The following is a 26,019-nucleotide window of genomic DNA, read 5'->3' as shown; positions in this document are numbered from 1 at the left end:
GGCCAGGAGCTGGGCGTTGATCTCGGCGGTCGCCTCCAGCCACCGCTCCCGCATCCGCGAGCGTTCGAACAGCCGGGCGTTCTCGACCGCGACACCGGCGGCCGCGGCCAGCGCCTCCAGCACGACCTCGTCGTCGGCGGTGAAATCGCCGCCGTCCCTCTTCTCGGTCATGTAGAGGTTGCCGAACACCTCGTCGCGCACCCGCACGGGAGCGCCGAGGAAGCTGTGCATCGCTGGGTGGTTGGGCGGGAAGCCGACCGACGCCGCGTGCTCGCTGATGTCGTGCAGCCGGATCGCCCTCGGGTCCTTGATCAGCAGCCCGAGCAGGCCCTTGCCCTCCGGCAGGTGACCCATGTGCGAACGGGTCTCCGGGTCGATGCCCACGTACACGAACTGCGACAGGTTGTGCCGCGACCCGAGCACGCCCAGCGCGCCGTAGCGGGCGCCCACCAGCTCCACGGCGGCCTGCACGATGCGCTGCAGCGTCGAGTCCAGCTCGAGACCCGCGCCGACGGCGAGCACCGCGTCGAGCAGGCTCTGCATCTTGTCCCTGGTCGACCCGATCTCGGCGAGCCGGTCCCGCATCTCGTCGAGCAGCTCGTCCAGCCGCAGACCGCCCAGCAGGCTTCGCGCCGGGGCCTCCTGTCCATCCATGGATCAAGCTTTTCACGTCGCCGCGAGGGCACCAAGCGGTCCCGGCCGAGTCGGGACCTTGGACGGTGGGGCCGTCCCTGCGCAGCGGGAACAGTGCAGGCACAGCACGTTGGACCAGGCAACACGATGAGGTGAACACATGGCTCAGGTGACGGCGGCTCTCGGGCTGGGACCGGAGCAGATCGAGAAAGCGCTCGTGGCCGCTTCGCTCGCGCCCTCCGTCCACAACACCCAGCCCTGGCGGTTCGAGGTGAGGCGGGACCGCGTCGAGCTGCACCCGGACCCGAGCCGCAAGCTGGCGGCGACCGATCCGGAGGACCGCGAGCTGCGGCTGTCCTGCGGCGCGGCGTTGTTCAACCTCAGGCTGGCTCTGCAGAGCATGGGTGTGCGGCCCCTGGTGTCGATGCTGCCCGGCCACGACGCGCCCGGAGCCCTCGCCGTGGTGCGCCGCGGTGGCACGAGCAAGATCGACGACGAGCACCGCGCGCTGCTGGACGCCGTTCCGCGCCGTCGCACCAACCGCAAGCCCTTCCTCGAGTCACCGGTGGACCCCCGTCAGCGCCACGCGCTGGTGCGCGCGGCCGAACTCGAACGCTCGTGGCTGCACGTCGTCATGACCCCGCAGGACCGGGCGCAGCTCAAGCGGCTCGTCCGGCAGGCGCACGAGATCCAGCGCGGCGACGAAGGCGTGCAGGCGGAACTGGCCGCGTTCACCGGCCACCGCCCCGGCGCGGCCGACGGGATCCCGCCCGTCTCCGCCGGCGTGCGGCCGGCGATGCAGGACGAGTGGGCGTTCCGCGACTTCCAGGGCCCCGAACGCCACCCCGGCAAGGACTACGAGTCCGACCCTCTCGTCGCGGTGCTGTGCTCGTTCTACGACGGCCCGCTCGGCGATCTGCAGGCAGGACAGGCGATGCAGAGGGTCCTGCTCACGGCGACCACGCGCGGCCTGTCCGCGTCGTTCCTGTCCCAGCCGGTCGAGGTCCGGCGGGTCCGGGAAGACCTGCGCCGCGGTCTGGGGGGCATGCTCGTGCCGCAGACCGTGCTGCGGCTGGGCTACAGCACCCCGGTCCCGCCCACCCCGCGACGGCCGGTGTCCGAACTGCTGATCGGATCCGACGAGCACCAGGCCTGCTCGCGCGCATGAGCCGGGTGAGCACGACGAGGACGACCTGGGTCCGGACGGGACCGGGGTGGCAGGAGCACGTGCCCGATCCGGGCACTTCCCGGCTTGCCATGATGACCTGATGGACGTCAACGAGGTACTGCTGCCCGGCGTCGGCCTGCGCTACGAGTTCACCAACGCCGACGGTGACCGCATCGGCATCGTCGCGCGCCGCGAGGGCAACTTCGAGGTGATCCGCTACGCGGCGGACGACCCGGACGAGGCGCGGCCGCTGTTCCGCCTCACCACCGCCGAGGCCGACACGGTCGCCGAGATCCTGGGCGCTCCGCGCATCGCCGAGCGGTTCGCCGACCTGACCAGGGAGGTGCCGGGGCTCAGCGCCGGACAGGTCGTCGTACCGGACGCGTCCGCGCACGCGGGCAAACCGCTCAGCCACACCCGTGCCCGCACCCGCACCGGGGCGTCGGTCGTCGCGATCGTGCGCGGCGAGGACGTGATCGCCTCCCCATTGCCCGAGGAGGTGCTGCGGGCGGGTGACGTGCTCGTGGTGATCGGCACCCACGACGGCATCAACGGCGTGCGCCGGATCATCGAGGCCTGACGGTGCACACGTCTCTCGCGCTGCTGCTCGAACTCGGCGTCATCCTCGTCGGGCTCAGCGTGCTCGGCGCGGCCGCGAGACGGTGGTCGTTCTCCCCCGTTCCGCTGTACCTGCTCGCCGGTCTCGCCCTCGGCAACGGCGGCGTCGCCCCCGTTCCCGCCGCGGGCGACTTCGTCGAGGCCGGCGCCTCCATCGGCGTCGTGCTGCTCCTGCTCACCCTCGGGCTCGAGTTCACCACCGCGGAACTCACCCACAGCCTGCGCCGCCACATCCCGTCCGCGCTGGTCGACCTCGTCCTCAACGCGGCGCCGGGGCTGATCGCGGGATGGCTGCTCGGCCTGCCGTGGCCCGGCGTCCTCGCCCTCGCCGGCGCCACCTGGGTCTCCTCGTCCGGCATCATCTCGCGGTTGCTGGGCGACCTGCGCCGCCTCGGCAACCGGGAGACACCGGCGGTCCTCGCCGTCCTGGTGATGGAGGACTTCGCGATGGCGATCTACCTCCCGGTGCTCGTGGTCCTGGCCTCCGGCGGCACCTGGTGGCAGGCCTTGGTCGGGGTGGTCGTCGCGATCGCCGGTGTGACCGCGGCGTTCACCGCCTCCCACCGCTGGGGCCACCACGTCAACCGCTGGCTCGCCCACCCCGACGACGAGCAGCTCATGCTCCGCGTCCTCGGCACCACCCTCGTCGTCGCCGCACTCGCCGAATTCGTGTCGGTCTCGGCCGCGGTCGGCGCCTTCCTCGTCGGACTCACCCTCACCGGCGCCACGGCCGAACGAGCACGCGCCGTCCTCGCACCCCTGCGCGACCTGTTCGCCGCCGCGTTCTTCCTCGCCATCGGCTTCGCCGTCAGCCCCGCCCAGCTGCTCCCGGCCCTGCCCGCCGCATCCGCGCTCGCCCTGGCGGGCGTCCTCACGAAGATCGCCACCGGCTGGTACGCCGCCCGCCGCGACGGCGTGGCCCCACGCGGCCGTCTGCGCGCCGGCACCGCGCTGATCGCCCGCGGCGAGTTCTCCATCGTGATCATGAGCCTCGCCGGCGCCACGAGCCCCGAACTCGGACCCGTGGTCACGGCCTACGTCCTCATCCTCGCCACGACCGGGCCGCTCATCACCCGCTGGTCCGGCAGCCGGCCCTCACCACGAAGATCCTGAGCACCCCGGGTGTGGTGCCGGGACAGTGCGCCCGCTACTTCGCGAGCTCACTGCCACATCGCTCGCCCGAAGTCGCGGTCGAGGACCTCGACGGCGTTGGCGATGCCGTCCTCATCGGCGGTCCGTTCGCCGAGGAGGGTGGCGCGCTCGCGCATGCCGTTGTCGGTGAGAGCGGTCCGCAGCGCGGTCGCCGACGACTGCGCGGACAGCTCCGACCGCGGCCGACACCGAGCGCGGCGACCCTGTTGCCCCAGAACGGCTGGTCGACCCCGTGCGGCACCACGACGGCAGGAACTCCGGCACGTGCGGCCGCTGCCGTGATACCCGCGCCGCCGTGGTGCACCACCGCAGCGACGCGCGCGAACGCCACGTCGGACACACCCGGCTGACGACCGGTGATCCACCTCAGGTCACAGGGTGGTCGGTTCCGCGGTGGTCGAGGTGCGCAGCGCCTCGACCGCGTGCGGCACGGTCTCGTGCAACGGGAGGACCTGGTCCAGGCCGGTGGCTTCCAGCGCGCGCCGGGTGGCGCGTCCGGGCGCGACGACGGCGAACCGGATCCCGGCGAGCCGGGCGCGCTGGTTGGCCTCGGCCAGCAGCGACAGTCCTGTCGAGGCGAAGAACCCCACGGCGAGGCAGACGACGATGCCCTCGGGGTGGTGGTTCATCTGCTCCTCGACCGCGACGCGCGCCTGGTTGACATTGGTGATGTCGATGTCACCGCTGACCACCATGACCACTACGCCGTCCTGGTCGATGGTCTCGATGTCCAAGTGTGAGATGCCGCCGCCCGGCCTGTCCGTCATCGTGCACCACCGCACATGCTGGACCGTCCTTTCGAAGCAAGCCGTTGATCTTCCCGCCGCGAGAGTGCGCGTCAGCGTGACGGCACCGTCCTGGTTGGACTCCTTCCTCCCGCCGCCGTGGACGACGTCCAGACTCGCACCGATCAGCGATTCCTGCGCGTTCAAATGACTGGTTCGGACCGGCCACGAACGTGGCCGGTCGTGGAACCGCGATGCCTGCTCACGGCGGCGAGGGCCTGGTGACCGCCGGCGGTCGCGATGTCGAAGCCGTCGACCTTGCCGACGTCGACGCCGAGCCGGCCGGTGGTGACGAGCCGGCCGGTGTTCGACGCACCTGCGCGGCCGACAGACCGGGAGCCGTCCCCCCTCGACACCGGCCACGGCTCACAGCACGGGCAGCAGACCGAGCTGGTCGGTCGTGGTCCACTCCAGCATCAGCAGGGTCGCGTCGTCCTGGAGCCGGCCGTCCTGGTGCTCCAGCACCGCGCGCACCACCCGGCGCAGCGTCTCCGCGGCGGGCAGCCCGCCGGCCTCGTGCCGCTCGACCAGGTCGACCAGCCGCTCCAGCCCGAACAGCTCGCCGTGCGGGCTGCGGGCCTCGGTCACCCCGTCGGTGTGGAACAGCACCCGGTCGCCGGGCTCGAGCTGCTCGCGCAGCAAGACGGGCTTTCCCCGGTGCAGGTTCCCCAGCCCCAGCGGGGTGCGGCTGACGGTGTCGAGCAGCCGCACCACCCTCCCGTCGCGCAGCACCGCGGGAGCCGGATGTCCGGCGTTGAGGTAGTGCAGCACACCGGTGTCCAGCTCCAACTGCGCCAGGAACGCCGTGGCGAAGGAGTACAACTCACCCGAGCGGTGGGCGTTGATGGTGTCGTCGGCCAGCTCCGCGGCGGCCACCAGGTCCGCTCCGCCGCGGCGGGCGTTGCGGGTCGCGGCCAGCGCCATCGAGGTGGTCAGGCCTGCGTGCAGGTCGTGTCCCATCGAGTCGAAGATCGCCACGTAGGCGCGGTCGTCGTCGACGGCGTAGTCGAACCCGTCGCCGCCGACCTGGTCGTAGGGCTCCATCGCCGCGGCGATGACGACCCGCTCGCAGGCGAACACCTTCGGCGGCAGCAGCTGCCACAGCAGCTCCGAGGCCACCGACAGCGGCTTGGTGCGCCGCACGCGGTGGAACAGGTCGCTGTACAGCTGCTTGCTCAACACCAGGTGCGCGACCTGGCCGGCCAGCGCCCAGACCTGAGCGCGCAACACCCGGTCGTGCGGATCGGCGCTCGCGGGCAGGCCGACGCGCAGCACGCCGAGGCGTTCGGTGCCGTCCAGCACCGGCACCCACAGGTGCGCCGGTTCAGGCTCGGCCGCCGACAGGACGATCTCCACCCTGGCGAACGCCCGTCCCGCCAGCGTCGCGTCCACCGGCAACGACGTCCCGCCCCGTTCCCGCACCGGGTGCAGCTCCCGCTGCCCCAGGTCGACCAGGTACAGCTCGGCCAGCGCCCCGACCAGCACGCTCGCCTCGTCCAGGATGCCGGGCAGGTCGCCTGCCGTGGCCAGGTGCGACCGGTTGACGACGTGCTCGAACACCGCCTGCCAGGACCGCTCGTCGTTCTCCACCGACGAAGGGTAGGTGACGAGCGGGCCGACAGCGCCGCGCGAGCCGGTGTGATCCGGTTCGGGCCGGCGGTGTCGCGGGAGCCGGGCGACGCGATCACCGCCGGCTCACGGCCTCCGAGACCGCCGCCCGCAGCAGCCGGTGTCCAGCGGGCCTCGCCAGGAGGATCGTGCTTCGCGCGGCGGAAATGTTTCCACCCGAAGGGACCGTTGTGGGAGTAGGGTGGGTGGTCCGAGGGGACCTCGTGCATCGGCGACCGAGCCAGGTGCCCCCTCCGGAGCACCACAGACCCGCCCGGCTGGTCCGGGCGGAGGCGGGAGCACCGAGATGATCTCGGGCCCGATCAGCACCGGCATCGAACCGGCGACACCTCACGGTCTTCGCGCGGTCAGGAGGCCGAACGCCCTGTCCGACAGCCGGCTCCCCGGCGGCTGGCGGCCGTTGGCGACCGACCCCGCCACCACCGTTCCCGCGCTGAACCCGCCGACGTGGCGCGCGCGGGCATGACACGCCCCTCCCCCTGGCGGTCCGAAGTGGACTTCCCCGCGGTCTCGGGGCTCTGCCGGCCGGGGTCGCCCGGACGTCGGTGAGCATCCCGGTCGCCGAAGGCCGCGGCATCGGCACCGCGCCATCCGTTGCGCGTGGGGCGGGATCCGAGGTCGTCCGATCGGCGGCGGTGCCGCCTCCGCCACACCGGTCTGGAATGCCGCCTGTCATGACGGGTCTGTCCGACCTCATGCGCCTGGAACAGGACACCCGTGCACTCCGGAGCGCTGGACCTCGCTGGTCGCATCGACGCGAGAACCACCACGTCTGCGCCTCGGATGCCCTGAGCCGCGCCGACCGGTGCCGACACGGTCGTGCGAGCAGACGGCGGGCTCATCGCCACGCGGGCGCCATGTCCTCTTCGGCGTGCACGACCATCGACTCCAGCACAGGGCCTCCGAACGTGGTCACCATGGCGACGTCCGCGGCGTCCCTGCCGCGGCCGACCACCACCCTGCCCTTGCGCGGCACGCCGCTGCGCGGGTCGAAGGTCCACCAGCGGTCCCCCAGCCAGACCTCCATCCACGCCGCGAACTCCATCGGCGCTCCGTCCGGCGGGACGTCCAGGTCGGGCAGGTAGCCGAAGACGTAGCGGGCGGGGATGGTGAGGGCGCGGCAGAACGAGATCGCCAGGTGCGTGAAGTCGCGGCCGGCCTTGGCCCCTGAGGCGTCGACGTCGGCGGCGGTGGGCAACGCCGTGGAGGTGGCACGGCCGAACTCCAGCGACTCGTGGACGTGCCGGCAGATCGCCTGCACCCTGCGGTATCCGGGCGGATGCGCGCCGAACCTCGACCAGGCCTCATCTCCCAGCACGTCCGAGGCGCAGTACCGGCTGGGCAACGTGTACAGCAGCACGTCGCCGGGGAGGTCGTCGGGCCACCTCTCCGGCGCGGCTTCGTCGACGTCCTCCGCGCGGTCGGGAACGTCCGCCCACGCGGCGTAGTTCACTGTGGACAGTCCGGGTGGCAGAACCAGGCGCGCGAGCCAGTTGCCGTAAACGTCGAAGTGGTACCGCACGGGCACGTCCGGCTCGGTGAACAGGTTCTCACCGCTCACCCGCACCTGGTCGTGCCGGTCCGGCCTCACCATGAACACCGCCGGCGCGGGCACCTCGGCGCGGTAGGTGAACGCACAACCGACGCGGAGCAGCCGAGTGCCCCGCGCCGGTCGAGCCTCGCCGCCGCTGTGGCGCGAGGTCACCGCATCCTCTCCGGGAGGTGGTCGAGCGCGCGCAACACGTGCACGGCCAGATCCCGCGCGGTATTGCCGCCGAGCTCGGTGCGGCCGGTCAGCACGTCCTCCACCATCTTGAGCCGGCGGTCGTACGCGGACGTGAAGGTCGATTCGGTCATTCTGCTTCTTTCGTCTTCTGCTGGGGTATCCGACCGCCCCCGGCCTCCCGGGAATCCACAGTGGACCCCTCGGTCGTCTGGGCACCGGTGCGGAACAGGTCCGCGACCGTGTCGGCGTTGTCATGCCGGGTAGCGCACATCATCGTTTCGTGGGCAGCGGACGGGTCGGTGCCGGGCGGTACGACGAGCAGCGTGAGGCGGCGGCGGTCACCCGCGATGAGGTCGAGGGTGTGTGCGGGCCTGGACCAGAACCCGTTGAGGCGGACGCGCACGCCGTCTGCCGCGATCTGGCGCGGCGCCGTGTCCCATTCCGACAGGTTGTAGCTGACCCGCGGGACGCCACCCAACCGAACTGCCAGCACCGCGAGCAGTGCCGGCAGTTCGGCGGCGAGGTCCCGGGAACGCGGCCACCAGGCGCCGTCGACATACCCCGTGGTGAGCGCCTTCGGCCGCAACCGCAGTCGCAACTGGTGGTGCCGAGGCTGCTCGTTGGCCGTGACGGCCGCCGGGGCGATGGACTGGTGCGGAGCCGACGTCATGCCGGAACTCCCGTCTCCGGCCGGAAATCGACCGGTTCTGGTTTCGCCGAGTACGACATGAGCTTGACCGCTCAGGTACGAGATGTTCTCGACAGAATTGACACTACACCCTTTTCCTCTCACCAAACCGGTTGCACGACCACTGTTTTCTGCCACCGCGATTTCCCATCGGTGCTGCTCGTCGCGCGGGTACCACGGATCCCGCGAACTGATTTGAACGGCGCCCGGTCAACAGTTTCGAAATGGAGCCGGGAAGACCACCAAGACCCGCGGCTGTCCTGCTCTCGTGGGAAGGCGTCGTGAACGTGGTGACAACCTCTTTGACAGACCAGTCGACGGGAGTGCCGGCAACGACGACCGAGAGGTGACCGACGTGTCAGACCACCAGCGGCTGGATCCTGCTCGCCGATGAGCGCGGTGCGCTCGAACCGGTGGCCGCGTCATCCCGCTGGGTCGACGACCAGGCGGTGGCTGAACCGCAGTTGTCCGGCGATCCCACCATGCGGCACCGCGCAGGTGCTCGTGTCCACCGTGCCGCGAACGCTGCACCCCTGCGCGGGGAGATTCACGGCTCCGCGTGCCACGCGGCCTTCGCGCCTGACCGCAAGATCCACAATGGATGATCGGCAGCACCGGCGGCGCGGTGGTGGAGTAGCGTTGAACCATCACCGACTCGCTGAACGAGGAACGACCGGCTCAGGGCTCGACCAGGGTCACCGGGAGAGTTCGCGCGGGCGCCGTCGTGGTGGTGGGCCTCCTGGTGCTCCTCGCGGTGGTGCTGGCGGTGGTGCTCGGCACAGGCCAGGCCGGCGTCGTGCTGCTCGGTGCCCTGGGCTGGATGGTTGCCCTGGCGGCTCGGCTGCCGGTGCTGGGCTCAGCCGGGAGGCTGCACGCCGTCCGGCGGCGCGACACCATCATCGCGGTGGTGTCCGGTGCCACCGACGAGGTGGTCCGGCTCGCGGTGGTCCTGGTCGCCGTCACCGGCGTCGAATCCGCGCTCTGGGCCGGTTTCGGCTGGGCGTCGGCCCAGCTCGTGTTCATCGCCGCCACCGAGCTCACGAGGTTCAGCTGGCCGATCGGACGGCAGGCCGCCGATCAGCTGAAGGCGCAGGGCGGGTTCGTCAGCACACATCCCGCCCACAGCGGAGTTCGCGGCGTCGCGGCGATGTCGTTCCACCTCGGAGCGACTCTGCTGCTGAGCGCCGGACCTTGGTGGGTCGTGGTGACAGCGATCGCGCACGTGGTGGTGAACGCGGGATTCGCTCGGTGGGCGAGGGAGAGGCTCCTGTCCGTCGAAGTGTTCGGTGCCGCCGTGAGCGCGGCGCTGCTGCTGGGTGGTCTGGCCGCCGCTCAGGCACTCGGCTCTCCTTGAAGGCGTCCTCGGCCTTCTCCCCCGGCTCGTCGAGGTGGCTCTCGAACTGGTCGGCCCCGGCGTCGAACTCGTCGCAGTCCGTCGGGGTTTGGCGGGCTGAACGGCAGGGAATCCCACCCAGAGGTGTGCGGACACACCGCCGTCCTCACCGATGACCCAGACCCCGGCGTCGGCAACCGATACCGGAGGTACAGCCGTCGTCAGCAACGACCGCGGGCTCTCATCGCCCACATGGACCGCCATTCCCCCCGTACTGCGCGTCAGTGCGGCTCTGGGCTGGCGATTCCTCGTCGTGGTGGCCTCGCTCTACGTCATCGGCGTCGTCCTCGGCAGGCTGGCATCACTGGTGGTGCCGCTCGCGATCGCTCTGCTGCTGGCGGCGTTGCTCGCCCCGGCGGTCGGTTTTCTCCTGTCGAGGCGGTTTCCGCGGGGTCTCGCGACGGTGGTGGTGCTCGTGGGTGGCCTTGCGGCGCTCGGCGGGCTGCTCACATTCGTCGTGACGACGTTCGTCAACGGCGTACCGGAGCTGGCGGCGCAACTGGTCCGCAGCGTCGACGCCGTGTCCGGTTGGCTGGTCAACGGCCCGCTGCACCTCAGCGACTCGCAGCTGCGCGAGTTCGCCGACCGGTTCGTCAAGACGCTGCGGGACAACCCGTCAGGCATCACGTCGAGCGCCATCACCACGGCCGCTACTGTCGGCGAGATCCTCGTCGAGATGGTGCTCGTGTTGTTCGCGCTCGCCTTCTTCCTCTACGACGGCCCGCGGATCTGGCAGTTCCTCATCCGCGTCGTCCCCGCCGGCCCGCGCCGCAGGGTGGACGTCGCGGGCAGGCGCAGCCTCGCCGCGCTGGTCAGCTACGTCCGGGCGACCGGAGCGGTCGCCGTGGTCGACGCGCTCGGCATCGGCGTCGGGCTGGCCGTTCTGGGCGTGCCGCTCGCGGTTCCGCTGGCAGCAGTGGTGTTCATCGGCGCGTTCGTCCCGATCTTCGGAGCGGTGGTGGCGGGTGGCGTGGCAGTCCTCATCGCACTCGTCGCGAACGGTCCGGTGACGGCGGCGATCGTGCTCGTCATCGTGATCGCGGTGAACCAGCTGGAAAGTCATGTCCTGCAACCGTTCCTGCTGGGACGTGCGGTGAAGCTGCACCCCCTGGCGGTGGTGCTGGCCATCGCGAGCGGACTACTCGTCGCGGGCATCGCGGGCGCACTGCTCGCGGTACCGCTGCTGGCGGTGCTCAACTCGGCGATCCGTTCGCTGCGGAGCGAGGCCGATGAACACGTGGCACCCGCCGACGTGCACACCAGCGAACCCGAAGAGTCCGGACCGGACGAACCCGGACTGGACACCGAAGCCGACACCGAAACCCGGAGCAGGTAGATGACCTCGACGCACGACGTGCTGACGGAGACGGCCGACCGTCCCCGCGGCAGCGACTTCGCTCGCTTGACCAGAGAACTCAAAGACGCCGGCCTGCTGGACCGCCGCCGCGGGTACTACGTGCTGCGCATGGCGATCAACGGTGCCCTGCTCGGTGCCATCGCGGTGACCTTCGCGCTGCTCGGCGACTCCTGGTGGCAGGTGTTGCTCGCCGCGGCCCTGGCCGTGGCCTCGACCCAGCTGGCGTTCATCGGGCACGACGCCGGACACCGGCAGATCTTCCGCAGCCACCGCCACAACGACGTGGTCGGGCACCTGCACGGCAGCCTCACCGGCATCAGCTACCAGTGGTGGGTCGCCAAGCACAACCGCCACCACGCCAATCCCAACCACGAAGACCACGACCCCGACATCGAGATCCACGCCCTCGCCTTCAGCCGCGCCCAGGCCAGGGGCAAACGCGGCCTGAACGCCTGGATCACCAAACGCCAGGCTTTCCTGTTCTTCCCGCTGCTGCTCGCCGAAGCCGCCGTGCTGCGGATCTCCGGCATCGTCGCCTTGTGCCGTCGCGAGCTGCGCCACCCGTGGCGCGAGGCGGCACTGCAGATCGTGCCGCTGGTGGCGTACGTGGCGGCGGTCTTCGTGGTCCTCTCCCCGCTGAAGGCCGTTGTGTTCATCGCCGTGCACCAGGGCCTGATGGGCGTCTACCTCGGGTGCTCGTTCGCGCCCAACCACAAGGGAATGCCGATCATCAGCGGTGAGCAACGCCTCGACCACCTCCACAAGCAGGTGCTCACCTCCCGCAACGTCACCGGCGGCCGCTGGGTCGACGCCCTGCTCGGCGGGCTCAACCACCAGGTCGAGCACCACCTCTACCCGCACATGCCGCGCCCCAACCTCCGCCGCGCGCAACCCGTTGTCGAGAGCTTCTGCGAGCGAAACGGAATCCCCTACAGCAAGACCACCTTGATTCGGTCGTACGCCGAGGTCCTGCGCCATCTGCACGACGCAGGAGCGCCGCTACGCGGTACAGCACGGTGACGAACACGAGCAATGCCGATGAACGCAACACCCGCGGATGCGTCCGTGATCGACCGGCGCCTGCAGCCGACCACCGGATTCCACTCGTCCGAACACGACTGGGTCGTCGAGCGGCTGGCCGCCCGCGCTCGTACCGGGACGATCAGGTGGAGCTGGAGATCGCGGTGAAGGACCGCGGTGCCGGCTCAGCAGCGCGCACCGCCTGCGCCTGATCGCGACCTCGGCGGAGCAGGAAATTGTCCACCCCGCTCGACGACCGGAAGGGCCGACCGGGCGCGGCTCGCGTTCGCCGGCCTCGACCTCGCGGCTCTCGAGGCAGCCGGCGTCATCTCTTCCACCTGACCACCGTCACGACGGTGCCTCGGCCGAGCCGGTGTCGCGGCCGAACTCGTCGACCGGGCGACGCGCGCCGCTGAGACCGAACCCGAGACGCTGCCGCTGCTCGAGCCGTCGGCGCGTGCCGGCACAGGTCGGAAATGCCCCGTCCCTCGTCGTGGAACCACACGCGCACACCGTCGCGGGTCCTGCGCGACACGGACGGTGCGCACGCCCACCACGCGCCGGTCCCGCAGGTCGATCCGGACGAGCAGCACGCCGCCGATCTTCAGAATCGGGACGCGTTCCATCACACGACCTCGCGGCGCACGACGTCCACGCCGTCCCGGCGCAGTGCGTGCCGCAAGGCGTCGGCCAGCGAGGCCTTGGTGACGATGTCGCCGAACTCGATGCCCAGCGCCACGATCGTCTGCGCGATCTGCGGGCGGATGCCGGACACGATGCACTCCGCGCCCATCAGCCGCGCCGCGACGACGGTCTTGAGCAGGTGCTGAGCGACCTGGGTGTCCACGGCGAACACACCGGTGATGTCGATGATCGCGTGCTCGGAGCCGGTCTCGACCAGCATCTCCAACAGCTTCTCCATCACGACCTGGGTGCGCGCGGAGTCGAGCGTGCCCACGAGCGGCACCGCCAGCACCCCCTCCCAGATCTTCACGACCGGGGTCGTGAGCTCCAGCAACTGCTCGGACTGCTCGCGGATGATCTCCTCGCGCGCCCGCGAGAAGGCTTCGAACGTCCACAGCCCCAATGCGTCCAGCAGAGCGGAGAACGCGAGCGCCTGCCGGAACAGGTTCGGATCGTCGCCGTTCTCGACCAGCGCGAAGGCTTCGTGCTTGAGCGAGAACACGCTCGACGCGGTCTCCGACGGCGTGAAGCCGCCACGCACCCTTGAGCGGGAGTACTCCTGGAGGAAGGACCGGACCTCACCGAACGCCGGTCCGGAGATGTCCCGGCCGTCCTGCCCCGCCAAGGGCAGCACGAGCTGGAAGAGCTCGCGGAAGTCGATGGTCAGCTCCGCCTGCGTCGCACGGCCGCGCAGCAGTGCCGCCGCGGCGCCCACCCACTTCTCGATCACCGTTCCGGTGTTGGTCCGCAACAGCTCCGTCAAGCGGTTGTCCTGCCTTGCGCCTGCGGTCATGCGAGCCTCCTGGGGCTTCACCCTCCGCAGCCGAGCCGGACGACTCGCACGCCCGGTGAGGCCGAGCGTGCCCGGCACGAGGTGCGTTCGGTGCCGATGTGGTCAGTCGCGGGTGGGCGGCCGGAGCGAGGCCGGGGCGGCCGAGTCGAGGTCCGCCACGCGGAGGCGGAACACCTGGAGCTCGATGCCGAAGTACTTCGTGGTCTCGCCTACCCAGTGCATCCCGTTGTTGCGGACGGTGGCCGCCGCACGGGTGTTGTCCGGCCGGACGACGGCGAACACCTCGTGCGCGTCCTGGCTGAACGCCCAGGAGGCCAGGGCGTGGGTGGTTTCGGCGGCGTACCCGTTGCCCCAGGCGTCGGGACGCAGCTGCCAGCCGATCTCCAGGTCCTCCTCACCCGGCGGCAGCGGGAGCAGGACGGCACCGCCGATCACCAAGCCGTCGCTGTCGCGCTGGATGGCCCAGCGGCCCACCGGGGAGGGCAGCCTCACGCTTTCCGCGGTCCACTGCTGCAGCAGCAGCCGCATGGCGGCCTGGTCCGGGACCTGGTCCATCTCGGGACTGAGCCAGCGCGTCACCTCGGTGTGCCCGTAGACGTCCAGTGCCGCGGGTGCGTCTTCGACCTGCCACGGGCGCAGGGTCAGCCGTTCGGTGGTGAGCACGGGGGTGAGCGTCATGAGCAGATACATCCCCGGGGCGGCGTGGAGCTCGCGGTGGCGGTGCAGTACCGCACGCCGATCGGGTCGTGCTCCCGCCACGGGTGGGGGCAGACGGCGCACATGCGCCCGGCTTCGGTGCAGGTGGTCAGTGGCTCGGACGTGGTCATGCGGGGACTCCGATGAACGGTGCTGCGAGAAGAGGACGCCGGTGGCGGAGGCGCCCGGAGACCAAGGCCGCGGAGCGGCTCGGCGCTCCCACCTCCAGCCGAACGGCCGGGTCTCGTGAAGCGCCCAAGGCGGCATCAGCTCGACCGCTGTTGCACGACATGCCCTCGGTGGTCACCAGTCTACGCGCGTCCGGAGCACCAGCTCGCGCGCGGTCGTCGCCGCCGCAGGACGCGGTCACGTGGCGGTGAGGTCAAGTCCATTCAGGACAGAAGCCGACATCCTCGAGCGGACGCAGCCAGGTCCGACCGACAGCGTCCAGCGCGCCCAGCGGGGTTCGGCGCGAAGGTGAACGCACAACCGTCGCGGAGCATTCGGGGATGCCCGCCCCGGTTGCGCCTCGCTGCCGCCATGCGGCAGCGAGGTCGAGGACGCGCCCGGGAGGGCGCGACGAGTGGCCGCCGGTCCACCGCGTCACCCGCCCGAGCAAGTCCACAGTGGACCTCTCGGCGGATCAGGGCACGAGGTGGTTCCCACAGCCCGCAGAACAGGAAGGCGCGGAGCCGACATGATGTCGGAACTCCCGTTCCCGACAGAGCCGTCAGTGCACGTCGCGGGCTCGGGCGCACCGGGATTCGCCAGGTGCCCCAGGACGACCCACCGCCTGGCTCGGCAGGAGCGATTTCACCCCGTTCGCGTTGCGCGAGTGCGCAGCGGCTGCCACCGCTACCAGAGGCGCGCCTTCGGTCTGAACAGCCAAGTGATCCTGTTGACGGCGACCGCCCTGTTCCGCCATTCCGGAACGGACCCGGTCGCCTGGCGCTCCGCGACGTCCGCCGGCAGCACCTGCGCCCTTCGCGAAGATCAGCCGACCACCGCGCGCAACGGCGAGCCGAGTGGACCTTCACCCTCAAGGAAACCGTTGCGGCACAGACGGAACGTGGCAGAAGCGTCGCGCTCGCGGCCACCCTGGGTCCGATGCCGGAAATCAGCGCGGAGCAGACCGGCGCCGGATGGGGTAGTGTCGGCCTGGTTGGGGTTCCAGTTGCCGGCATCCAGCCGCCGCGGCCCCCGATCCAATTCGGCTCGGCGCCCTCGCCTCCCGCCGGAGATCGGAGTACCGGCTTGCCGCCGGACGACCAGTTCTCCTCCTCGCTCTTCCGAAGCTTTCGCGCCGCGCCCGACGAGTGGCCGCGTTCATGACACGGGCCGGCCAGATCGGCGGGCAGAGCGGTGCCGCGGCCGACTTCGCGCGGGCACGCCTCGCAGCCGAGGCCGCGGGGGCCGTCCAGCAACGGCAAGCGGCACAACGCGTCGCGCAGCACTGCCACGACGTGCAGGACTGCCGCGACCTGCTCGCGATGCTGGGCCTGTCAAGCCTGCGACCGCTCTCCGCGTCCGGTACGCGACGCACCGAAGACAGTGACTTTCCCGGAGGCGCTCGAAGTGCACCGGACGACCGAAGGAGTACGTCGATGACTCAGGGAACCGTGAAGTGGTTCAACGGCACCAAGGGCTTCGGTTTCATCGCCCCCGAGGGTGGCGGCCCGGACGTGTTCGTGCACCACTCCGAGGTCCACGAGTACGCCTACCAGGGCATACCGGAGAAGCAGCTGGTGGAGTTCGACGTCCAGCAGGCGGACAGGGGACCTCAGGCGATGTCCGTCCGGCTTCTCTGACCGGACGGGAGATCCAGGAGCGGGCCGCCACCAGGCGGCCCGCTCCTTCTGCGTGGAGCTCTCCGACGCGTCGAGACACCTGCGCGGCACCGCTCAGGTTGCGGCCCACCTCCATCATGACGAGCCGCGTCACCCTGCCGTCGACGTCGTCCGGAGCTCGGCGCAGCAGACGCGGGCGGTCGAGTCACGAGCGGTGTTCGGTTCGCACGGCCGCAGGCCCACGGCAGTACTGTCGGCCCATGACTGATGCACAAGGCGGTCCTTCCCTCGGTCCCACGTTGTCCGAGTGGATCAGCGCTCGCGACGAGACCGAACGGCACCTGGGGGCAGCGGCTGGTTCCCCGGTCGACGCGAAGTGGGTGCAGCGGCTCGCCGACCTGCTCGCCACCGAGAGGTCGTGGCAGGACCAGTACACCGACCTCCTCGCGCTCGGCAGCGCCGGCGGTCACTTCCCGTCCTCGAACCGCTGAACCGCCGACCTTTCGCCCGTTCGTGTCGCAAGTACGTCCAGGGTGGATCCGCGTCCAGCGGCTCGGGGACGTACCGCACATCTTCGCCCCGCCACAGCCGGTACAGGCCCACCCCGTGGACAGACCTGGGGTGACGGACACGGGTTCTCCTGTTGCCGTAGTCGTCATTCGACGCATGGGCGCTACCCGCCTTCGCTGCGAGGTTTTGACCGATTCAGCCGAGGTACCTCACTGGACGTGACACCAGAAGAACGAAGCCCTGTCGTGGCTGACGCGGATCCTGGTGGGAGGTGGAGTACTTTCGAACTCATCTGCGGTGTTCCGAACATGGCCAAGGTGCGCAGATGGGCTCAGTCGATGTTGTGCGAGCTGTCCGAGGACGATCTCGTCGACGTGCTCCTCGTCGTCTCCGAACTCGCGTCGAACGTGTTCGACCACGCCCGGTTCCCGGCACGTCTCAGACTGCGCAAGTCGGCCGAGCCCTGCGTCGTCAGCATCGTCGCCGAGGACTCCTCGCCCGACCTGCCCCGGTTGCGGCCGGCGACGCCCGACTCGGTGCGCAGCCGTGGAATGGTGATCGTCGAGAAGTTGTCCGAACGGTGGGGCGTGGTCCGGCGCCTGACGGGCAAGTCCGTGTGGGCTGTCCTGCCGTGCGCGGCGATTCCCTGACCGGCCTCAGCCGCTGACGGCCCGGTGGCCGGACGGCGTGCGCCACGCTGGAACGCACCGCGACACGGCGGGCGCGGGTCCGGGGCGAGCGGGGCGGGTGCCACCGCACCCGGTGGAGGTGGGCCGAGGTCGCCCCGGCCCACCGCTGTTCACGACCAGTTGCCGAGCTCCGCGTCGATGCGGGGGTCGGTGCGGACCCACACCTCACCGGTGGCCGCTCCCGGCGGGGCGTCGACGCGCTCGAGTCCGAGGGTCCGGACCAGCTCCAGCAGCTCGTCGCGGTCCGGACCCGCCTCTTCGAGCGTGCAGCTGTCGAACAGGACGTAGTGCACGTCCCAGCGGTCGTTGTACCCGCAATCGGCCCAGACCTGGCAGAAACCGGTCAGCGCCTCGCGGTCGAGTGGTGCGGCTTGCGCCTCGTCCGGTGCGGGGGTCGCGGCGAAGCCCTTCGCGATGTCCTCCTGGCTCCACCACCGCCCTGCTTCCACGACCGTCGCCGGGGTGAAGTCCCGCGCTGTGAGGAAGCGTTCGAGCAGCCGGCCGGCCCCGGTGTCCTCGATCCCCAGCCCGTCTTCCCGCAGGCGCCTCACCAGCCCGTCCGCCATCGCGCACGGGCCGGAGAAGGTGAAGATCCCGGTGGCGGCCACCACCGTGCCGCCGTCGGGATGCGGGACGTCGAGCGTCGTGCCCGTTCGCGGCGCGTTCCTCACCAGGGCGAGCAGATCCGCCGGCACGCCGTCGTACAGCGCCGCCTGTGCGCGGCTGTCCACTGTGGAGCTGAGAGGGCTGATGCGGTCGAACGTCAGCACCAGGCCGCGGCCGTCGGCCGTGAACCAGGCGTTGACGGTGTCGCCGGTGCCGTAGCCGTAGTGGGTGACGCCGGAGGCGGTGACCGGCTCGCGTCCGTCGACGCGGGTCAGGACCTCCAGGCGGCGGCGCAGTTCGCGCGGGTGGGTGCGCCGCAGCACGGAACGGTCGAACTCGGATCGGAGCTCCTCGTCACGACCTCGTCCGGCCTCACGTGCCGCTCGGCGTTCGAGCTGCGCCGAGCGGGCCTGCACGAAGGTCTCGGCGTCCGGCAGCCACGGCCCGTGCGGGTCGAGGGCGGCGAACCCGCCGCGGGCGAACTCCGCCGCCAGGGTCCGGTGGTCGCCGCTGTCCGCGACGACCCGGTACTCGGTGTGCGGGTCCTGCCACCCCTTGACCCGGCAGACGGCCCCGATGCCCACCTCGAACATCAGCGTCTCCTCGCTCGCCGCGTCCTCCATGGCGAACGTCGTGTTGTCCGCACCCCGGTGCCGGGCGACGAACTCCAGGAAGGCGTCCGCGGCGGACTCGTTCCCTTCCGGGAGCCACTCCTGCTCGTTGCCCTGGTTGTCGCTGAAGGTCAGCGGTCCCATCACTCGTCCTCGCTGTCGGGCCGCGGGTTCTTCGCGGACGTGGGCCGGTCCGGCCGGAGTGGAATTCTGCTACGGACGCGGCACGGGGAGGAAACCCAGCCCCGGCATCACGTCGATCAGCCCCGGTGCACGCAATTTCCATCCGAGTCAGACATTTGCGGACCCAGAACCGAAAAGCGAGCGCGGGAACGACATCCGACGCCGTGCAGGAAACACTTCGGCACTGCTAAGCTGAATCGTCCGCTCTATTCTTCACCTATCACTGTGAGACACTGAATGGCGAAGAAGCACCACGACCTCGTCGACGACCTGGACGGCACCGCGTCGGAAGAAGAGCTCGAAACAGTGCACTTCGGTTTGGACGGCGTGATCTACTTGATCGATCTCAACGGGCACAACGCCAGCCGGCTCCGGGCCGCCCTGCGGGACTTCGTCGTCAAGGCCCGCCGGATCGGCGATCAGCGCACACTCGACCCCGGCCACGCGAAGGCCGAGAAAGCGCATCCGCGACGACAGAGCCGAGCAATCCGGGAATGGGCACGCAGAAACGGTCACGCGATTTCCGACCGCGGCCGGATCCCGGATCGCGTCATCACCGCCTTTCTGGAGCAGCACCGCTGAACGCGGTCGTGACAGCCGGATCGGTGAACTCTCATTCAGCGGAAACGCCGATCCGGCTGTCGCTTTCGCGGGAGAACCTGCGCAGGGTGGGGTTCGCGGTGGCGTAGATCGTCAGCAGGCCGGCTCCGGCGGCGCAGGTGAGGATGGCCGCCGTGGGGGTGAGCAGGTCCACCAGCAGGCCGCCGACCGCGGGGCCGGCGATCGAGGCGATGCCCAGCGCCACGCCCATCACGCTGCTCAGCCTGCCGCGCAGCTCGTCCGGTGTGAGCAGCAACTGGTAGGTGGTGATCGTGGTGTTCGCGGTGGGGGCCAGGAACGCGGCGGCCGCGAACACCACGCCGGTCGGGATCCCCGGCTCGAGGAACAGCGCCGCGGGGATGAGCGCGGTGATGGCCCAGAAGACGGCGACGATCGCCCGGTGCGGGCGCAGTGCGCGGTGCAGCCGTGGCGCCACCAGCGCGCCCAGGACGCCGCCCACTCCGAGCATCGCGCCCATGATCCCGATCTGTGCCGCCGGCACGCCCTGCTGGTGGGCGATGGCGATCATCAGCAGGTAGAACGCCTGGAAGAACAGGTTGAGACCGACGGCGCAGAAGGCGACCACCCGCACCACCGGCTGGGTCCACACCCAGCGCAGGCCTTCGCCGACCTCGCGGTGGAACCGGCTGAGCGGCGCCGGTTCCCGTTTGCGCGGCGGGACGCGGATGAACAGCAACGCCAGGAACGTCGCCACGTGCGTCACCGCCTCCACCACGAACGGCAGCACGCGGGACAGGCCGAACAGCAGGCCGCCGAGGGCCGTGCCGGAGAGCTGGCCGAGGTAGCCGCGGGCGGCGTTCATCGCGACCGCGTCCGGGAGCTGCGGCTCCGGCACGATGGCGGGCAGCAGCGCCTCCTCCGCCGGTTCGGACAGCGCCCGGCAGACGCCGAGCACGATGACGACCACCACCACGTGCTCGACGCCGACGGCCTGCCACCACAGGCCGGCCACCAGCAGGGCCACGGCCAGTGCCTGCACGGCTTCGCAGACCAGCATCACCGTCCTGCGGTTCCAGCGGTCGACCAGCGCACCGGCCGGCAGGCCGACGACCAGTTGCGCGGCGGCGGAGGCGCCCAGCACCACGCCGGACGCCGCCGCCGAGTCGGTCAGCAGGAGCACCAGCAGGGGCAGCGCGATGACCGACGCGCTCGCCCCCGCCTCGGACAGGGCCTGTCCCGCCCACAGCAGGCGGTAGTTCCTGTTGCGCGACAACGGCGTGCTCATCGGCCGCTCCGGCAGTCCGCGGCGATGCCGCGCAGGGCGTCGAGGAAGTCCTCCGCGACCCGCCGCACCGTGGCCTCCTCGTGCCGGTCCGGCTGGTAGTGCCAGGTGAAGCGGAGCTCACCCGCCGCCACGCCGCCGACCACCTCCAGCAGGTGCGGTCCCCGGTCGGTCGGGTCACCGTCCTGGCCGATGGGGTCGAGCACCGTCCGGTACAGCCCTCCGGAGGCCTCCTCGGCGGTGCTGCCGGACTGGCCGAGGTAGTTGAACACCACCTGCGGTCCCTGCCCGGCGAGGCGCTCCCGCACGTCCGGCGTGCCCAGGTGCTTCAACGCGCCGAAGCCGAACCCGTTGCCCGGCACCGTGCGCAGCTGCCTGCGCACCGCCTTGACGAGGTCGCGCCACGAGGCGCCGTCGCCGGGCAGCGTCAGCCCGACCGGGTAGAGCGTGGTGAACCAGCCGACCGTGCGGGACAGGTCCGCGCCGAGAACGTCCTCGCGGCCGTGCCCCTCCATGTCGAGCGAGACCGTCCGCTGCCCGGTGAACCGGGACAGCGCCGACGCCAGCGCGGCGAGCAGGACGTCGTTGATCCGGGTGCGGTAGGCCGTCGGCGCGTCGTGCAGCAGCGCGTCGGTGTCCTGCGCGTCGAGCACCACGTGCACCTCGGCCGCGGCGGTGCCCGGCGTCGGCTCCTCGTGGTCGACGGGCAGCGGGGCCGCGCCGAGCGCGGACGCCCAGTGGTCCACCTCGTGGTCCAGCGCTCCCCCGGCGACGTGCCGGGTCAGCCCGTCCGCCCACTCGCGGAACGACGTCGACTTCGCGCCCAGGTCCACCGCCGCACCGCGGACCGCCTGCCGGTAGGCGGTGTCGAGGTCGTCGAGCAGGATCCGCCAGGACACGCCGTCCACGACGAGGTGGTGCACGGTGAGGAACAACAGCGGCGCCGGCATGTCGTCGCCGTGGAACAGCACGAACCGGTACAACGGCCCCTCGGCGAGGTCGAAGCCCGAGTGCGCCTCGTCGGCGATCTTCACCATGTGCGCCTGCCGTTCCGGCTCACCGATCGCGCTGAGGTCGTACCGCTCCAGCACCGCACCCGGCTCGACCGGGGCGTTGTGCTGACGCCACTCGCCGCCGGCGTGCTCGAACCGCATGCGCAGCGCGTCGTGGTGCGCCACCAGGGCGGCGAGCCCGCTTTCCAGCGCCGTCTCGTCCAGGTCCGCGGTCAGCTCCAGCAGCATGGACTGGGCGAAGTGGTGCACGGCCGTGCGCGTCTCGAAGAACCACCGCTGGATCGGGGTGAGCGGGACGTCGCCGACGACCTCGGCGGTGTTCACCGGTTCGGCTTCGAGCTCGGTGACGAACGGCGCCAGCGACTCGATCGTCTGGTTGCGGAACAGGGACTTGGTGGTCAGGCTCAGCCCGGCCTTCCGCGCCCGCGACACCACCTGGATCACCAGGATGGAGTCGCCGCCCAGCTCGAAGAAGTTGTCCCGCAGCCCGACCCGTTCCGCTCCCAGCACGTCCGCCCAGACCCTGGCGAGCGTAATCTCCACCGGCGTGCGCGGCGCCACGTACTCGCCGTCCCCGTCGGCGAGCGGTTCCGGAGCGGGCAGCGCCGCCCGGTCGAGCTTGCCGTTGGGCGTCACCGGCAGAACCGGCACCGCGACGAAGGCGGACGGGACCATGTAGGCGGGCAGGCGGTCCGCGAGGAACGCGCGCAGCTCGGCGGTTCCGACCTCACCGGTGGAGACGAAGTACGCGACCAGGCGGGCGTGGCCCTGGCCGGTGTCCGCGGCCACCACGGCGGCCTCGGCCACCCGCGGGTGCCGCAGGAGCGCGGACTCGACCTCGCCCGGCTCGACCCGGTGGCCGCGGATCTTGACCTGGTCGTCGATGCGGCCCAGGTACTCGACCACGCCGTCCGCGCGCCTGCGGACCAGGTCGCCGGAGCGGTACATCCGCTCTCCCGGCACACCGAACGGGCACGCCACGAACGAGGCCGCGGTGAGGCCGGGCCGGTTCAGGTAGCCGCGGGCGAGGCCGTCCCCCGCGATGCACAGCTCACCGGGGACCCCGAGAGGGACCGGCCGCAGCTGGTCGTCCACGACGTAGAGGCGGGTGTTCCAGGCCGCGTGGCCGATCGGCACGGGTCCGGGGTCCACCGGTTCGCCCGGTTCGACGCGGTGCTCCATGCAGCCGACGGTCGCCTCGGTCGGGCCGTACTCGTTGATCACGACGGCCGTCGGGTGCGCGCGCCGCCACTCGTCCACCACCGCGCCCAGCAGCTGCTCGCCACCGACGACGAGGTCACCGGTCGGCGACAGCTCCGCCGGTACGGCACCGAGCAGCGACAGGTGGCTGGGCGTGGCCTTGAGGAACGCCGCCTGCTCCACCGGCACCGCGTCCTCGTCCAGATCGCTCACCACGATGCGGCCGCCGGCCAGCAACGGGCCGAACAGCGTCGTGACGGTGAGGTCGAACGAGACCGGCGAGTGCAGCACCGCCGCCCCGCGCAGACCGCCGTAGACCTCGATCGACCAGGCCAGGTAGTCGACCACCGAGCGGTGCTCGACGACCACGCCCTTGGGCCGGCCGGTCGACCCGGACGTGTAGATCACGTACGCCGCGTCGCCGGTGGACAGCGGCGCGGTCCGGTCGTGGTCACCGGGGTCGTCGTCCCGGCCGTCCTCGCCGAGCAGGAAGTCCCGGTCGTCGAGCACCAGGACCGGCCGGGCGTCGCCGAGCACGAACGCGACCCGGTCCGCGGGCTGGTCCGGCTCGATCGGCACGTACGCGGCGCCCGCCTTGAGCACCGCCAGCACCGCCACGAGCAGCTCGGCGGAGCGCGGCAACGAGATCGCGACGTACCGGCCAGGGCCGGCACCCTGCGCGATCAGCCGGTGTGCCACGCGGTTGGCACGGGTGTTGAGCTGGGCGTACGTCCACGTCTGGCCGCCGTCCACCACCGCGGTGGCCTCCGGCGTCCGCCGCACCTGCGCCTCGAACAGGTCCGTGATGGTGGCATCGGGCACGGCGTGGGCCGTGTCGTTCCACGCGTGCAGCACGGTCCGCTGTTCGTCCTCGTCCATCAACGGCAGGTCGGCCAGCGGGAGGTCGGGGTCCGTGGCGGCGGCGGTCAGCAGCACGCGCAGGTGCCCGGCCATCCGCTCGACGGTCGCGGCGTCGAACAGGTCGGTGTTGTAGTTGACCGCCGCGTGCAGTGCGTCGTCGTCCTCCTGGAACTCCCACGTGAGGTCGAAGTTGGCCGCCACCTTCGGCAACGGCAGGTCCTCGACCCGCAGGCCGGGCAGCTCCGGCACGGCGTCGGGGGTGTTCTGCAGGATCACCATCGCCTGGAACAGCGGGGTGCGGCTGGTGTCGCGGTCCGGCTTCAGCTCGTCCACCACGCGCTCGAACGGCACGTCCTGGTGGGCGAACGCGTCGAGCACACCACCCCGGACCTCGCCGAGGAACTCGCGGAACGTCGTAGCTCCGTCCACAGTGGACCTGAGCACCAGCGTGTTGACGAAGAACCCGACCAGGCCCTCCAGTTCGGCGCGGTCCCGGCCGGAGGTCACCGTGCCCACGGCGATGTCGTCCTGCCGCGACCAGCGGGCGAACAGCACCTGGCACGCGGCGACCAGCGCCATGAACAGGGTGCCGTCCTGCTGCCGCGCCAGTGCCTTGAGCGCGTCGGCGACGTCCGCGGGCAGGGTGAACAGGTGCACCGCGCCGCGGTTGGTGCGGACGGCGGGCCTCGGCCGGTCGGTCGGCAGTTCCAGCGGGGTGACGCCGGCGAGCCGGTCCCGCCAGAACGAGAGCTGCTCGTCGGCCAGCGGTCCGGTGAGCCGTTCCCGTTGCCACGCCGCGTAGTCCGCGTACTGGATCGGCAGGTCCGGCAGCGTCTCGCCGCGGTAGAGCGCGTTCAGCTCGGCGGTCAGCACGCCGTTGGACCAGCCGTCGGTGATGATGTGGTGCGCCAGCAGGAGGAGCACGTGGTCGTCCTCGGCCACCCGCACCAGCAACGGCCGCAGCAGCGGGCCTCGAGCGAGGTCGAACGGGCGGGTGCTCTCCCGCTCCAGCACCTCGGCGAGGCCGTCCTCGCCGCCGAGCACGTGGAGCACCGGCACATCGACGGGGTGGGGCGGGTGCACGACCTGCACGCCTTGGCCGTCCACGCCGTCGAAGGTGGTGCGCAGCGACTCGTGCCGCGCGACCAGCGCGGTCAGCGCCGCGTTCAGGGCGTCGACGTCCAGACGACCGCGCAGCCGCAGGAGCGACGGGGACAGGTAGTCGGTGCTCTCCGGCTCGAACTGGTCGAGGAACCACAGCCGCTGCTGCGCGAACGACAAGGGCAGAGCACCGTCGCGCGACGTCCTCGGGATGACGTCCTCGGCTGCTCCCGTCCCGGCCCCGATCTCCTCGACCAGCCGGGCGACCGTCGGCGAGGTGAAGAGCACGCGCGGCGACACGGGCGCGTCCAGTTCGGCGCGCAGCCGGGACACGACCCGGATGCTGAGGATGGAGTCGCCCCCGAGCTCGAAGAAGTTGTCGTCGAGCCCGACCCGCGGCACGCCCAGCACGTCGGCCCAGATGCGGCAGACCCGCTCCTCGGCCGGGGTGCGCGGGGCGCGGTAGACCGAGGCCGCGGCCTGCAAGTCCGGTGCGGGCAGCGCGCGGCGGTCCACCTTGCCGTTGGCGTTCAACGGAATCGCGTCCAGCTCGACGAACGCCGAGGGGACCAGGTAGTCGGGCACCCGCTCGGCCAGCCACGACCTCAGGTCCGCCGCCGCACCCGCCACGTAGGCGACGAGCCGCTGGTGCCCGTCGACCCGGCGGGCGATGACGACGGCCTCGCGGACGTCGGGGTGCTGGGACAGCACGGCTTCGACCTCACCGGGCTCGACCCGGTGGCCGCGGATCTTGACCTGGTCGTCGGTGCGCCCCAGGTAGTCCAGGGTGCCGTCGGCCAGCCACCGAGCCCGGTCACCGGTGCGGTACATCCGCTCCCCCGGACCGCCGAACGGATCCGCGAGGAACCGGTCCGCGGTCAGGCCCGGACGGCCGAGGTACCCGCGAGCGAGCTGCGCGCCGGCCAGGAACAGCTCCCCCGGCACCCCGACCGGCACCGGTCGCAGCTGCTCGTCCAGCACGTGGGCGCGCACGTTCAGCAACGGCCGGCCGACCGCGACGGGCGCGTCGGCCGTGACCCGGCAGGACAGGGCGTCCACTGTGGACTCGGTCGGACCGTAGAAGTTGTAGCTGACGGTGCCCTGCACCTCCGCCAGGCGCCGCCACAGGTCGTCACCGATCGCTTCTCCGCCCAGCATCAGCACCTTCGGCCGGTGCTCACCGTCCACCAGCCCGGCCTCCACCAGCTGCCGCGCGTAGGACGGGGTCAGGTCCAGGAAGTCGATCCGGTGGTCACGCACGTACCCCACGAGC

Annotated in this window: 23 protein-coding genes and 2 pseudogenes; 11 read left to right on the top strand and 14 right to left on the bottom strand. The window is 71.2% G+C overall.

The genetic code is table 11. The features are described from left to right. The coding region (locus tag L6E10_RS26185) for a GAF domain-containing protein (RefSeq protein ID WP_236222350.1) at nt 1–654 on the bottom strand (654 nt) is incomplete at its 3' end. Nucleotides 655–793: 139 nt separating this feature from the next. Here L6E10_RS26185 and L6E10_RS26180 point away from each other — a divergent pair. From L6E10_RS26180 to L6E10_RS26170, 3 genes are all read left to right on the top strand, one after another. Further along, entirely contained in the window at nt 794–1,801 is a 1,008-nt protein-coding gene (locus tag L6E10_RS26180) for a nitroreductase (protein ID WP_236222348.1), read from the top strand. Between the two features lie 100 nt (nt 1,802–1,901). Then, a complete protein-coding gene (locus tag L6E10_RS26175; protein ID WP_236222346.1) occupies nt 1,902–2,381 on the top strand; it encodes a cation:proton antiporter regulatory subunit in 480 nt (159 codons plus the stop codon). 2 nt (nt 2,382–2,383) lie between these two features. Further along, entirely contained in the window at nt 2,384–3,532 is a 1,149-nt protein-coding gene (locus tag L6E10_RS26170; protein WP_236222344.1) for a cation:proton antiporter, read from the top strand. 280 nt (nt 3,533–3,812) lie between these two features. Here the strand turns inward: L6E10_RS26170 and L6E10_RS41265 are convergent. From L6E10_RS41265 to L6E10_RS26155, 4 genes and pseudogenes are all read right to left on the bottom strand, one after another. After that, a pseudogene (locus L6E10_RS41265) lies at nt 3,813–3,875 on the bottom strand (hypothetical protein); the annotation flags it as partial. A gap of 67 nt (nt 3,876–3,942) precedes the next feature. Continuing rightward, on the bottom strand, nt 3,943–4,338 hold the full coding sequence (locus L6E10_RS26160) for an STAS domain-containing protein (RefSeq protein ID WP_236222342.1): 396 nt from the start codon (nt 4,336–4,338) through the stop codon (nt 3,943–3,945). Between the two features lie 161 nt (nt 4,339–4,499). After that, nucleotides 4,500–4,712 (bottom strand): DUF4394 domain-containing protein, encoded by a 213-nt coding sequence (locus L6E10_RS41260; protein WP_374237560.1) that lies wholly within the window; start codon nt 4,710–4,712, stop codon nt 4,500–4,502. A 10-nt stretch (nt 4,713–4,722) separates the two neighbouring features. Further along, nucleotides 4,723–5,946, bottom strand: coding sequence for a PP2C family protein-serine/threonine phosphatase (locus L6E10_RS26155; RefSeq protein WP_236222340.1), 1,224 nt, complete (start codon nt 5,944–5,946; stop codon nt 4,723–4,725). Between the two features lie 325 nt (nt 5,947–6,271). Between L6E10_RS26155 and L6E10_RS26150 the strand changes: the two genes are divergently transcribed. Further along, on the top strand, nt 6,272–6,451 hold the full coding sequence (locus L6E10_RS26150; protein ID WP_236222338.1) for a hypothetical protein: 180 nt from the start codon (nt 6,272–6,274) through the stop codon (nt 6,449–6,451). A 372-nt stretch (nt 6,452–6,823) separates the two neighbouring features. Here L6E10_RS26150 and L6E10_RS26145 read toward each other — a convergent pair whose 3' ends face one another. Genes L6E10_RS26145 through L6E10_RS26135 form a run of 3 tightly spaced genes read right to left on the bottom strand, consistent with a single transcriptional unit; the run spans nt 6,824 to nt 8,381 of the window. Beyond that, nucleotides 6,824–7,690: a transglutaminase family protein gene (locus L6E10_RS26145; RefSeq protein WP_236222336.1), complete on the bottom strand. Its 867-nt coding sequence runs from the start codon at nt 7,688–7,690 to the stop codon at nt 6,824–6,826. Next, nucleotides 7,687–7,842, bottom strand: coding sequence for a DUF6307 family protein (locus tag L6E10_RS26140; RefSeq protein WP_236222334.1), 156 nt, complete (start codon nt 7,840–7,842; stop codon nt 7,687–7,689). The genes L6E10_RS26145 and L6E10_RS26140 overlap by 4 nt, the downstream gene beginning before the upstream one ends. Further along, nucleotides 7,839–8,381 (bottom strand): DUF5994 family protein, encoded by a 543-nt coding sequence (locus L6E10_RS26135; protein ID WP_236222332.1) that lies wholly within the window; start codon nt 8,379–8,381, stop codon nt 7,839–7,841. The genes L6E10_RS26140 and L6E10_RS26135 overlap by 4 nt, the downstream gene beginning before the upstream one ends. A 748-nt stretch (nt 8,382–9,129) precedes the next feature. On the opposite strand from L6E10_RS26135, the gene L6E10_RS26130 reads away from it, so the two are divergent. From L6E10_RS26130 to L6E10_RS26120, 3 genes are all read left to right on the top strand, one after another. Then, nucleotides 9,130–9,753 carry a hypothetical protein gene (locus tag L6E10_RS26130; RefSeq protein WP_236222330.1) on the top strand — a complete coding sequence of 208 codons (624 nt, stop codon included), beginning with the start codon at nt 9,130–9,132 and terminating at the stop codon, nt 9,751–9,753. A gap of 151 nt (nt 9,754–9,904) precedes the next feature. Beyond that, nucleotides 9,905–11,128: an AI-2E family transporter gene (locus L6E10_RS26125; RefSeq protein ID WP_374237559.1), complete on the top strand. Its 1,224-nt coding sequence runs from the start codon at nt 9,905–9,907 to the stop codon at nt 11,126–11,128. Continuing rightward, the gene (locus L6E10_RS26120; RefSeq protein WP_236222328.1) at nt 11,129–12,169 is read left to right on the top strand and encodes an acyl-CoA desaturase; all 1,041 of its coding nucleotides are present in this window, start codon (nt 11,129–11,131) and stop codon (nt 12,167–12,169) included. A 625-nt stretch (nt 12,170–12,794) separates the two neighbouring features. Here the strand turns inward: L6E10_RS26120 and L6E10_RS26115 are convergent. The 3 genes from L6E10_RS26115 to L6E10_RS41255 all read right to left on the bottom strand — a co-directional run bounded on the left by L6E10_RS26115 (nt 12,795) and on the right by L6E10_RS41255 (nt 14,428). Next, nucleotides 12,795–13,646, bottom strand: coding sequence for an STAS domain-containing protein (locus tag L6E10_RS26115; protein ID WP_236222326.1), 852 nt, complete (start codon nt 13,644–13,646; stop codon nt 12,795–12,797). Between the two features lie 102 nt (nt 13,647–13,748). Further along, nucleotides 13,749–14,324 (bottom strand): GNAT family N-acetyltransferase, encoded by a 576-nt coding sequence (locus tag L6E10_RS26110; protein WP_236222324.1) that lies wholly within the window; start codon nt 14,322–14,324, stop codon nt 13,749–13,751. Further along, nucleotides 14,321–14,428: an RGCVC family protein gene (locus L6E10_RS41255; protein WP_374237561.1), complete on the bottom strand. Its 108-nt coding sequence runs from the start codon at nt 14,426–14,428 to the stop codon at nt 14,321–14,323. The genes L6E10_RS26110 and L6E10_RS41255 overlap by 4 nt, the downstream gene beginning before the upstream one ends. Before the next feature lie 1,518 nt (nt 14,429–15,946). Here L6E10_RS41255 and L6E10_RS26105 point away from each other — a divergent pair. From L6E10_RS26105 to L6E10_RS26095, 3 genes are all read left to right on the top strand, one after another. Continuing rightward, nucleotides 15,947–16,150: a cold-shock protein gene (locus tag L6E10_RS26105; protein ID WP_236222322.1), complete on the top strand. Its 204-nt coding sequence runs from the start codon at nt 15,947–15,949 to the stop codon at nt 16,148–16,150. Nucleotides 16,151–16,389: 239 nt separating this feature from the next. Further along, complete coding sequence (locus L6E10_RS26100) at nt 16,390–16,620, top strand: hypothetical protein (protein WP_236222320.1); 231 nt, start codon at nt 16,390–16,392, stop codon at nt 16,618–16,620. 336 nt (nt 16,621–16,956) lie between these two features. Next, entirely contained in the window at nt 16,957–17,289 is a 333-nt protein-coding gene (locus tag L6E10_RS26095; protein ID WP_236222318.1) for an ATP-binding protein, read from the top strand. A 149-nt stretch (nt 17,290–17,438) separates the two neighbouring features. Here the strand turns inward: L6E10_RS26095 and L6E10_RS26090 are convergent. Beyond that, a pseudogene (locus L6E10_RS26090) lies at nt 17,439–18,698 on the bottom strand (DUF6357 family protein); the annotation flags it as partial. A 267-nt stretch (nt 18,699–18,965) separates the two neighbouring features. Here L6E10_RS26090 and L6E10_RS26085 point away from each other — a divergent pair. Then, nucleotides 18,966–19,310 carry an Lsr2 family protein gene (locus tag L6E10_RS26085; protein ID WP_236222314.1) on the top strand — a complete coding sequence of 115 codons (345 nt, stop codon included), beginning with the start codon at nt 18,966–18,968 and terminating at the stop codon, nt 19,308–19,310. A gap of 31 nt (nt 19,311–19,341) precedes the next feature. On the opposite strand, the gene L6E10_RS26080 is transcribed toward L6E10_RS26085, so the two are convergent. Both L6E10_RS26080 and L6E10_RS26075 read right to left on the bottom strand, forming a co-directional pair. Beyond that, nucleotides 19,342–20,574, bottom strand: a complete 1,233-nt coding sequence (locus L6E10_RS26080) for an MFS transporter (protein WP_236222312.1) — start codon at nt 20,572–20,574, stop codon at nt 19,342–19,344. After that, nucleotides 20,571–26,006, bottom strand: a complete 5,436-nt coding sequence (locus L6E10_RS26075; protein WP_236222310.1) for a non-ribosomal peptide synthetase — start codon at nt 26,004–26,006, stop codon at nt 20,571–20,573. The genes L6E10_RS26080 and L6E10_RS26075 overlap by 4 nt, the downstream gene beginning before the upstream one ends. Nucleotides 26,007–26,019 lie beyond the last annotated feature (13 nt).

The sequence above is a fragment of the Lentzea sp. CC55 genome, from assembly GCF_021056325.1.
In the GTDB taxonomy this organism is placed as follows: Bacteria; Actinomycetota; Actinomycetes; order Mycobacteriales; family Pseudonocardiaceae; genus Lentzea; species Lentzea jiangxiensis.
This window is presented reverse-complemented; position numbering and strand designations above follow the sequence as displayed.

Coding starts and splice junctions, on each gene's coding strand:
- L6E10_RS41255 (WP_374237561.1), bottom strand. CDS start 14,428: ATGTGCGCCGTCTGCCCCCACCCGTGGCGGGAGCACGACCCGATCGGC.
- L6E10_RS26180 (WP_236222348.1), top strand. CDS start 794: ATGGCTCAGGTGACGGCGGCTCTCGGGCTGGGACCGGAGCAGATCGAG.
- L6E10_RS26150 (WP_236222338.1), top strand. CDS start 6,272: ATGATCTCGGGCCCGATCAGCACCGGCATCGAACCGGCGACACCTCAC.
- L6E10_RS26175 (WP_236222346.1), top strand. CDS start 1,902: ATGGACGTCAACGAGGTACTGCTGCCCGGCGTCGGCCTGCGCTACGAG.
- L6E10_RS26135 (WP_236222332.1), bottom strand. CDS start 8,381: ATGACGTCGGCTCCGCACCAGTCCATCGCCCCGGCGGCCGTCACGGCC.
- L6E10_RS26140 (WP_236222334.1), bottom strand. CDS start 7,842: ATGACCGAATCGACCTTCACGTCCGCGTACGACCGCCGGCTCAAGATG.
- L6E10_RS26080 (WP_236222312.1), bottom strand. CDS start 20,574: ATGAGCACGCCGTTGTCGCGCAACAGGAACTACCGCCTGCTGTGGGCG.
- L6E10_RS26110 (WP_236222324.1), bottom strand. CDS start 14,324: ATGACGCTCACCCCCGTGCTCACCACCGAACGGCTGACCCTGCGCCCG.
- L6E10_RS26160 (WP_236222342.1), bottom strand. CDS start 4,338: ATGACGGACAGGCCGGGCGGCGGCATCTCACACTTGGACATCGAGACC.
- L6E10_RS26105 (WP_236222322.1), top strand. CDS start 15,947: ATGACTCAGGGAACCGTGAAGTGGTTCAACGGCACCAAGGGCTTCGGT.
- L6E10_RS26115 (WP_236222326.1), bottom strand. CDS start 13,646: ATGACCGCAGGCGCAAGGCAGGACAACCGCTTGACGGAGCTGTTGCGG.
- L6E10_RS26120 (WP_236222328.1), top strand. CDS start 11,129: ATGACCTCGACGCACGACGTGCTGACGGAGACGGCCGACCGTCCCCGC.
- L6E10_RS26085 (WP_236222314.1), top strand. CDS start 18,966: ATGGCGAAGAAGCACCACGACCTCGTCGACGACCTGGACGGCACCGCG.
- L6E10_RS26100 (WP_236222320.1), top strand. CDS start 16,390: ATGACTGATGCACAAGGCGGTCCTTCCCTCGGTCCCACGTTGTCCGAG.
- L6E10_RS26125 (WP_374237559.1), top strand. CDS start 9,905: ATGACCCAGACCCCGGCGTCGGCAACCGATACCGGAGGTACAGCCGTC.